Annotated in this window: 6 protein-coding genes and 1 pseudogene; 2 read left to right on the top strand and 5 right to left on the bottom strand. The window is 63.9% G+C overall.

The genetic code is table 11. The annotated features are described in order from the left end of the window. The 4 genes and pseudogenes from ABZD10_RS12555 to ABZD10_RS12540 all read right to left on the bottom strand — a co-directional run. Positions 1–738 (bottom strand): annotated as a pseudogene (locus ABZD10_RS12555) (AAA family ATPase); the annotation flags it as partial. Between the two features lie 89 nt (positions 739–827). Beyond that, complete coding sequence (locus ABZD10_RS12550; RefSeq protein WP_372886942.1) at positions 828–1,952, bottom strand: hypothetical protein; 1,125 nt, start codon at positions 1,950–1,952, stop codon at positions 828–830. A 107-nt stretch (positions 1,953–2,059) separates the two neighbouring features. Next, the gene (locus tag ABZD10_RS12545) at positions 2,060–3,136 is read right to left on the bottom strand and encodes a hypothetical protein (protein WP_372886940.1); all 1,077 of its coding nucleotides are present in this window, start codon (positions 3,134–3,136) and stop codon (positions 2,060–2,062) included. A gap of 144 nt (positions 3,137–3,280) precedes the next feature. Then, on the bottom strand, positions 3,281–3,754 hold the full coding sequence (locus ABZD10_RS12540; protein WP_372886939.1) for a MarR family winged helix-turn-helix transcriptional regulator: 474 nt from the start codon (positions 3,752–3,754) through the stop codon (positions 3,281–3,283). 119 nt (positions 3,755–3,873) lie between these two features. Between ABZD10_RS12540 and ABZD10_RS12535 the strand changes: the two genes are divergently transcribed. Beyond that, entirely contained in the window at positions 3,874–4,299 is a 426-nt protein-coding gene (locus ABZD10_RS12535; protein ID WP_372886937.1) for an organic hydroperoxide resistance protein, read from the top strand. A gap of 111 nt (positions 4,300–4,410) precedes the next feature. Here ABZD10_RS12535 and ABZD10_RS12530 read toward each other — a convergent pair whose 3' ends face one another. Further along, the gene (locus ABZD10_RS12530; RefSeq protein WP_372886935.1) at positions 4,411–5,619 is read right to left on the bottom strand and encodes an aminopeptidase P family protein; all 1,209 of its coding nucleotides are present in this window, start codon (positions 5,617–5,619) and stop codon (positions 4,411–4,413) included. A gap of 309 nt (positions 5,620–5,928) precedes the next feature. Between ABZD10_RS12530 and ABZD10_RS12525 the strand changes: the two genes are divergently transcribed. Beyond that, positions 5,929–6,390: P1 family peptidase (locus ABZD10_RS12525; protein WP_372886934.1), on the top strand; the 462-nt coding region annotated here is incomplete at its 3' end.

Here is a 6,390-nt window from a genome sequence, read left to right as displayed (position 1 = left end):
GCGCCAGCTGGCCCCGGTAAAAGCCGCCAATCGCGGCGCGGATTGCGCCCGCAAGGTGACCTTTTCCATGACCTGTTCGGCAAAAGCGATGAGACAGGGGATCAGCCGCGCCTCGTCGCTGACATGTGCGGCGATGTCCTGATCCAGCTCCCACAAGAGCCCGTGCAGGGCCAGCTGGGCGTTGTCGGTCAAAAGCTCCTCGACCTCGCCGACCTCGACCTGGGTCTCGGTGGTGAAAGGCGACAGCAGGAACGAGGTCGCATTGGCAAAGACATAGGCCACGGCCAGCGCCTCGGCGGTCAGCAATTCTGAGAACTCGGATTTGCGGTCGGCGCCAAGGCTGCCGGCAAGGTTGTCGCGTTTGAGATCGCCCAGCCCCGAGGCATCGGAAAAGGTCTCGCCCACTGCAAGGGCAATCGCCAGCGCGCGGCGCAAGCCGGTCAGCGCGTTGGACTGCACCGGGCTGATCAAGGGATCGTCGCCGTCACTGCCCTCGATCCGTTCGATCAGATGCACCCCCTCGGGGCGGGCGGTCGAGCGGGTCACAAGCCCCGGTGTGGTCGAACGAAAACGGCGCCGCGTGCCGATGCCCGATGACCGCTCAGGCACCGCTGGCGCATCGCGCCCCTTGGCGATGCGCGGCGTGTGGTCAAAGCCGTCCAAAACGCCATACGCCGCCGTATAGTGTTTCTGAATGTCTTCTTCGCGAAGCTCCATCTGATCACTTGGAAGGCTCATAACTCACCCCGTTTAAATCTTAGGTCACAATACCCGGCACACCGCGCCGTTGGCCGCAAGTAGGCCGGGCTTCAGCCCGGCTCACCCAATCAATAACTCAACACCCGCCCCTGCGGGCTCACCACATATTTGCGCACCGAGGCAAAGCCCGGCGGGTTCAGCTCTTCGAGCACCTGATAGGGGCGCTGCGGCAGGATGATCGCGCGCTCGGTATCGGTGGCGCCGGTGTCCACGCCCCGCCCCGAGAAGGGATCCAGCGCAAAGACCTCGCGCTCAACCGACGAGAACCACCCCGATTTCTGCCGCGTCACCCGTTCGCTTTCCAGCGTCTCCACCGTCCAGGCCAGGGCCCAGTCTTCGCCCTCGGGGGCCCTTGCCTGTTCCAGAACCTCGCGGATCGGCCCCGACTGCCGGGTGAACGCCGAAGAATACATCGGCCCGATATGATAGCGGCGCAGGCGTTTGGGGTGCAGATCGTCAAAGCTTTCGTCAAAGCCCCTGGCGATGGTCACCAGTTTCAGCGCGCCCAGCGCCTGCCCCATCAAATGCGCCTGCAACTCGGGCCAGCGCCGCTCATCCTTCGGCAAGGCGGTGCGCCCGGAATCCTCAAGCTCCATCAGATAGATGGTCGGCAGGTTGATCTGGCTATCATAAACCGCCCAATGCAGCAGGAAACGGCGGCGGTTCTCGTCGAGGTTCTCCACCCAAAGACACTCCGGGTGGTTCTGCGCCCAGAACAGGTCGCCCTTGAGCAGCTCTTCGTAATACAGCCGCTGCGACAGGGCAAATTGCAGCCGGGTCGGAATCTCGCGCTCGCCGATGATCTTGCGCAGCATCTGATCCTTGAGCGCGTCGACGCCGGGCATGTTGCGCAGATGGCTTTCGGCCTGCTGCGCGTCATTGGCCATGACCAGCAATTCGTTGAACACCGGAAAGCCGCTTTCCACCGCGTCCATCGACAAGGAGCCAAAGAACTTGCCCGTCTCGCGCCCCACCAGCAGGTATTTCATGCTGAGCGCGCGGAAGCTGTAAGAGAGCTTCGCCAGATAGCGGGTCAGGATGCGCATATCCCCTTCGCTCAACGCGCCATCCGCCACCCGGGCCGCCGCGACGCGGGTCAGGTGACCGGTGATGCCGTCAAACTTCTTGAAATAGCGTCGCGAGGCATAGGTGTCGCGCAGCGCCCTGTGGTCGGTGTTGTGGGTGTCGGTCATGTCATTCCCCGGGATCGCATGACCGCCGTATCACGCCCGGTGCAGAGGCCGGGTGCGATACGCCCGCTCCCATGGCCCGGACGCTGCCCTCTGCTGGTCATGGTCGCTCAGGCCCCATACAGGTTCTTGTCATGCTTCTCGACGATCTTCTCGAAGCGCCGGGCAAAGCGTTCATCCGCCTTGGCCTTGGCCTCGAGCACATCACGGGCAAAGACCATATGCCCCTCATGCGCCTCCAGCATATCGGCCATCCGCTGGTTGGTCGCGGTGCCGATCGCTGCCATCGAGGCCTGGGCCTCCTTGTCGGTCTCGACGCCGATCTCGTTGATCCGATGCGCCACATCCTGCTGCTGCGCGGTCTTCAGCGACTTGGACAGCGCATCATAGAGCACCACGCGCTGGCGCGTGTCGGTCTGAAGCTTGTTGATCAGCACCATCTGCGTCGCCGCCTGGTTCTGCAAGCTGTCGATCCAGGTCTTGCCCTTCTCGATGTAACGCTCCAGCGTCTGGCTTTTGGCCAGCTTGACCTGCTCGTCCTGCACCAGCGCGTTGTAGTCGTTGTTGAGCCCCGCCAGCTCTGTCTCAAGCTGGGTGCGCGCGGCGGCGTCCTGTTCGACCGCGATCCTGTTTTCCAGTTCGATGATCTTCGGGTCCATGCCCTTGATCTGCTGCTTGACCGCCTCCAGCGCCCCGACGGTGGCTTCGCGCTCGTCCAGGGTCTCGGTCAGGTTGGCCTCGACCTTGTCCTTCTGCTCGTTGAGCACCGCCAACTGGCCTTCGAGCAGCCGGGTGATGACATCGGACTTGGCGATCAGATCCTGCAGTTTGTCGTCGATATTGGCGGTCTTGATGCGTTCCTGGCGCATGGACTCGGCCTTGCCGCGGCTGAAGACGCCGACAAAGCTTTCCCAGCCGGTCTTGTCGCGCATCTCGTCGAAGTCCTTGGAAAAGGCGGCGGTGACATCATCGAGCCCCATGATCAGCTCGGCGATATTTGCATTCATGACCTCGGTATGGGCGTGCACATCGTCCAGCGTGGCATTTTCAATGTCGATCGACACGTCATCGCCCGAGACCATGCGCGACCGCGCAGCCTCGATACGGCCGGTCAATTCGGTGATCTTGGCCTGCGCCGCTGCGACCTGGGCCTGGGATTCGCGCACCTGCGCATCAAAATCGGCCATGAACTCTCCTCTGTTTTCAATGATCTGGCCCCGATATGGGAAATGTGAAACGCATTTACATCGGGGCCGAATAAATAACTGCAACAAGTGTTGCAAATGCATCTGCCCAAGGAAAGCCCGCAGGAGGCTGCAACAAGACCCTTTTCAGGTGTCGGAAAGCCCGGCCCGCAGTTTCCTCAAAGCACCGAACAGCGCCGCCAGTTCAACCTCGGACATGCCGGTGGCCGCGATCACGGCTTGGCGGACATGCCCCACGCTGGCGCGCATGGCGCGCCCCGCTTCGGTCAGGGCGACGCGCACCCGCCGCTCGTCCTGCCTGTCGCGCTGCCGGCTCACCAGCCCCGCCGCCTCGAGCCGCTTGACCAGCGGCGTCAGCGTATTCGATTCCAGCCCCAGAACGCGCCCCAGACCACCGATGCTGCGCCCGTCCCTCTCCCACAAGAGCACCATGACGAGAAACTGCGGATAGGTCAGGCCCAGCGGCTGCAACAGGCTCTTGTACAGCCGCCCGAAGGCATGTTCGGCACTGTAGACCTCGAAGCAGAGCATTTCGTCGAGATGGCTGGACCGGTCCGCCTCTGCCGCCTCGCGGCGGCGGTCCTGGGGGGGCTGTGGCATGGGTGATCTCCTGTTACCGGAATAAATCGCACACGATCGATACGCAAGACTTGACAGCGGCGCGAAAGCCGATACATATCGCTCACGATTCAATCGTGCGCGACTTAAAAGAGGACAACATGCCCACAAAGATTCTCTACACCACCTCGGCCACCGCCACCGGAGGCCGCGAAGGCCGCGCCACCACCCCGGATGGCCATCTGGATGTGACCCTGTCGACACCCCGCGAATTGGGCGGGCCGGGCGGCGAGGGCACCAACCCCGAACAGCTCTTTGCCGCCGGCTACGCCGCCTGCTTCCTGTCGGCGCTGAAGTTCATTGCCATGCAGCAGAAAATCGCCCTGTCCCCCGAGGCCTCGGTCACCGCGACCGTCGGCATCGGCCCGCGCGAAGAACCGGGCTTCGGCCTCGAGGTCGGCCTGCGGGTCTCGCTGCCCGGTCTCGACAGAGCGAGTGCCGAGAAACTGGTCGCCATCGCGCATCAGACCTGCCCCTACAGCCACGCCACCCGCGGCGGGCTCGAGATCAGCCCGGAACTGGTCTGAGCCCTGATCTTCATCTCTTGCGAAATACTCCCGCCGGAGGCGAACGGCCTCTCCTGAACAGGAGAGGCCGCAAGTCACCTGCCGCGCCGCAGGGCGCGACACCCGGCTCTCCTAGCCGACGACGTTGAACTCCGGCCCATAGGGATAGCCGGTGATGTTCTCGTTGCCCTCTTCGGTGATCACCAGAATGTCATGCTCGCGATAGCCGCCGGCGCCCGGCTGGCCGTCGGCGATGGTCAGCATCGGCTCCATCGAGATCACCATGCCGGGTTCCAGCACCGTGTCGATGTCTTCACGCAACTCCAGCCCGGCCTCGCGACCATAGTAATGCGACAGCACGCCGAAGGAATGGCCATAGCCGAAGGTGCGATATTGCAGCAGGTCGCGCTCCTCGAAGAAGCTGTTGATTTCATGGGTGACCTCGGCGCAGCTGGCCCCGGGTTTCAGCAGCGAAATACCCAGCTCATGCGCGCCCACATTGGCCTCCCAGATCTTCAGGCTGGCGTCATCGACTTCCCCCACGAACATGGTCCGCTCCAGCGCCGTGTAATAGCCCGAGATCATCGGGAAGGTGTTGAGCGACAGGATGTCGCCGCGCTGAAGCACGCGGGCTGTCACCGGATTATGCGCGCCATCGGTGTTGATGCCCGACTGGAACCAGACCCAGGTGTCGCGGTACTCGGCATCGGGAAAGCGCCGGGCGATCTCCAGCTCCATCGCGTTGCGTCCGGCCATGGCGACGTCGATCTCGCGCACGCCCTCTTTGACCGCATCGCGAATGGCATAGCCGCCGACATCGGCCACCGCAGCCCCGGCGCGGATCAGCGCGATCTCGGCGGCGGATTTATGCATGCGCTGGCGCATGGTGGCCTCATGGATGTCCACGGTGCCGGCAGGCTTCAGATAGGTGTCCAGCTTGGCCTTCTGCATCAGCGACAGATGATCGCCCTCGTAACCGACGACAGCCTTTGCCCCTGTCACCGACAGGATCGCGCGCCAGTAATTGTCGCGCTGCCAGTCGGTATAGGTGATGTTGTCACCGTAACAGCGCCGCCAGGGCTGCCCGGCATCGATCCCGGCCGAGATGGTCACGCAGTCCGTCGCGGTGACCACCAGCGCATAGGGGCGCCCGAAGGCGCAGTAGGTGAAGCCCGAATAGTAAGACACGTTGTGCATCGACGTCAGGACGGCGGCGGTGACACCGCTCTCGGCCATGATCCGGCGCAGCCCGGCGAGACGGGCGGCATATTCCGCATCGTCAAATTGCAGGCGGCATTGCCTGCCATTGTGGTAACGATAGAATTCAGGACGTGATGTCATGTTGACCTCCGATCAAAGAGGTCCCGGCGTTCAGGACTGGGAAAAGAGCCGGATCATTCCGCGTGGAACGAGGCGACGCCATCGCCCGGGCTCGGCGCGGATCATGCGGCAGAACATGGGCGCAAATCAAGCGGTTTCGCAGCTTGGCGATCCGGGGAAAGGGGCGCTGCCCCTCGGGCGGCGGGACTGCGCCCGCCGCCCTCACCCCGGAGTATTTGCAAAATGGTGAAATCCATGCCGGCTTGGGCTTGTCCCGGCCTGCTCTGTCGCTAGGCTCGGGGCGATGGGATCACCGACAGGAGGCTTAAGATGCGACCGGGGCCGCGAAATCTGATTACCGACGTGGCCGGCCTCAGGGTCGGCAATGCCTCAAACGCCCGGATCAAATCCGGGGTCACGGTGCTCTCAGCCGACACGGCTTTCACCTGCGGGCTGCACGTGATGGGCGGCGCGCCGGGCACACGGGAAAGCGATCTTCTGGCGCCGGACAAGACCGTGCAAAAGGTGGATGCGCTGGTGCTGGCCGGTGGCTCGGCCTTCGGTCTCGATGCCGCCGGGGGCGTGGCGGATGCGCTGCGCGCCCAGGGCCGGGGCTTCGCGGTGGGCGATCAGGTGGTGCCGATCGTGCCGGGGGCGATCCTTTTCGACCTGCTGAACGGCGGCGACAAGGGCTGGGCGGAAAACCCCTACAAGGCGCTTGGCCGCGCGGCGCTGGCGGCGCTGGACGGGGCGTTCCCGCTGGGCAGTGTCGGCGCCGGCACCGGCGCCACG

Source organism: Shimia sp. (assembly GCF_041624275.1).
Classification (GTDB): domain Bacteria; phylum Pseudomonadota; class Alphaproteobacteria; order Rhodobacterales; family Rhodobacteraceae; genus Shimia.
Note: the sequence above shows the minus strand (reverse complement) of the source record. Positions and strands in the feature narration are given on the sequence as shown.

Excerpts from the sequence above, each read along its gene's own strand:
- ABZD10_RS12545 (WP_372886940.1), bottom strand. The coding sequence starts at position 3,136 with ATGGCCGATTTTGATGCGCAGGTGCGCGAATCCCAGGCCCAGGTCGCA.
- ABZD10_RS12530 (WP_372886935.1), bottom strand. The coding sequence starts at position 5,619 with ATGACATCACGTCCTGAATTCTATCGTTACCACAATGGCAGGCAATGC.
- ABZD10_RS12550 (WP_372886942.1), bottom strand. The coding sequence starts at position 1,952 with ATGACCGACACCCACAACACCGACCACAGGGCGCTGCGCGACACCTAT.
- ABZD10_RS12535 (WP_372886937.1), top strand. The coding sequence starts at position 3,874 with ATGCCCACAAAGATTCTCTACACCACCTCGGCCACCGCCACCGGAGGC.
- ABZD10_RS12540 (WP_372886939.1), bottom strand. The coding sequence starts at position 3,754 with ATGCCACAGCCCCCCCAGGACCGCCGCCGCGAGGCGGCAGAGGCGGAC.